At 37.2% G+C, this 1,818-nt stretch carries 2 protein-coding genes; both read left to right on the forward strand.

What is annotated here, in order from left to right:
- The first annotated feature begins 1 nt into the window (after position 1).
- Positions 2 to 133: a tetratricopeptide repeat protein gene (locus tag IQ226_RS25500; RefSeq protein WP_370567232.1), complete on the forward strand. Its 132-nt coding sequence runs from the start codon at positions 2 to 4 to the stop codon at positions 131 to 133.
- A 9-nt stretch (positions 134 to 142) separates the two neighbouring features.
- Positions 143 to 1,693, forward strand: coding sequence for a tetratricopeptide repeat protein (locus IQ226_RS24695; RefSeq protein ID WP_228039676.1), 1,551 nt, complete (start codon positions 143 to 145; stop codon positions 1,691 to 1,693).
- Positions 1,694 to 1,818: the final 125 nt, after the last annotated feature.

The following is a 1,818-nucleotide window of genomic DNA, read 5'->3' on the forward strand; positions in this document are numbered from 1 at the left end:
AATTGCTCTTGCTTACTATCAGCTAGGAAGGATTTATCAAGGTTGGGGTAAATACGAACAGGCAATCAGTTACTACGAACAAAGTCGGGAACTTTATCAACAATTAGATAAAGAGAAAAATGTCGCTGATTAGTGGTATTGGATGGCTGATTGCTATAGAGAATGGGGAAAATATCAACAAGCTGTTGATTGTGAAAATCAAGATTTAGCTATTCGTCAGCAGTTGAATGACCAAGATAGAATTGCTCTTGCTTACTATCAGCTAGGAAGGATTTATCAAGGTTGGGGTAAATACGAACAGGCAATCAGTTACTACGAACAAAGTCGGGAACTTTATCAACAATTAGATAAAGAGAAAAATGTCGCTAATCAGTGGTATAACCTAGCTGATTGCTATAGAGAATGGGGAAAATATCAGCAAGCTGTTGATTGTGAAAACCAAGATTTAGCTATTTGTCAGCAGTTGAATGACCAAGATAGAATTGCTCTTGCTTATTTCCAGCTAGGAAGGATTTATCAAGGTTGGGGTAAATACGAACAAGCAATCAGTTACTACGAACAAAGTCGGGAACTTTATCAACAATTAGATAAAGAGAAAAATGTCGCTGATTTGTGGTATTGGATGGCTGATTGCTATAGAGAATGGGGAAAATATCAACAAGCTGTTGATTGTGAAAATCAAGATTTAGCTATTCGTCAGCAGTTGGATGACCAAGATAGAATTGCTCTTGCTTACTATCAGCTAGGAAGGATTTATCAAGGTTGGGGTAAATACGAACAGGCAATCAGTTACTACGAACAAAGTCGGGAACTTTATCAACAATTAGATAAAGAGAAAAATGTCGCTAATCAGTGGTATAACCTAGCTGATTGCTATAGAGAATGGGGAAAATATCAGCAAGCTGTTGATTGTGAAAACCAAGATTTAGCTATTTGTCAGCAGTTGAATGACCAAGATAGAATTGCTCTTGCTTATTTCCAGCTAGGAAGGATTTATCAAGGTTGGGGTAAATACGAACAAGCAATCAGTTACTACGAACAAAGTCGGGAACTTTATCAACAATTAGGTAAGGATGAGAATGTAGCTATACGGTTGCGACGACTTGCTTACTGTCAAGTTTTATTAGCCAAAAATACCGCAAACACAACAGAAGTTACTGAATTACTGAAACAAGCTGAGAAAAATATCCACGAAGCTATAGAAATCAATACTCTAGGACAATATCAAGAAAATCTTGCTTACGATTACACTAAACTCAGTTTACTTTACTCAGCACATTTACATCTTTTACCTGTTGATAACTCTTTAATACCAGGAAAAATTGGTTTATTTGAGGAATACTATCACAAAGGCTTCACATATTTTGATGAACTGGGACAAATAGTAGATAAAGCCGAAGAAGCTTTAGATATAGCTCGTGTTTACTTGGAGGTAGAAGTTCTAGAAAATCTTGACCGGAGCGAAGAAATGGCTCAAGAATGTTTACAAGTCTTTCAAGATTACAACCGCCAAAAATTGACAGCTTCAGCATACAAGCTGTTAGGGAAAATTTACCTGAAACGGACACAGCAAAATCAGCCTGATAATCAAGTTATTGCTCATCAGTTTTTAACTCAGAGTTTGCAAATCTATCAAGATTTAGATTTACAGGAAAAAGCTGGAGAGATAAGCATGATCCTGGATAATGTATAATTCATTACTTATGATTATCAATAGACACTTGGTGAGAATTACAGCAAATTGTCATCAAACCCGGAACAAGAACCCCGCCCCCAACCCCCTCCCCGCAAGTGATGAGGGGGCTAAGCTGTCTCTTA

The sequence above is a fragment of the Dolichospermum sp. LEGE 00240 genome, from assembly GCF_015207875.1.
In the GTDB taxonomy this organism is placed as follows: Bacteria; Cyanobacteriota; Cyanobacteriia; order Cyanobacteriales; family Nostocaceae; genus Dolichospermum; species Dolichospermum gracile.

Bases quoted from the DNA above. Each gene is read 5' to 3' on its own strand.
- IQ226_RS24695 (WP_228039676.1), top strand. From the start codon at position 143: ATGGCTGATTGCTATAGAGAATGGGGAAAATATCAACAAGCTGTTGAT.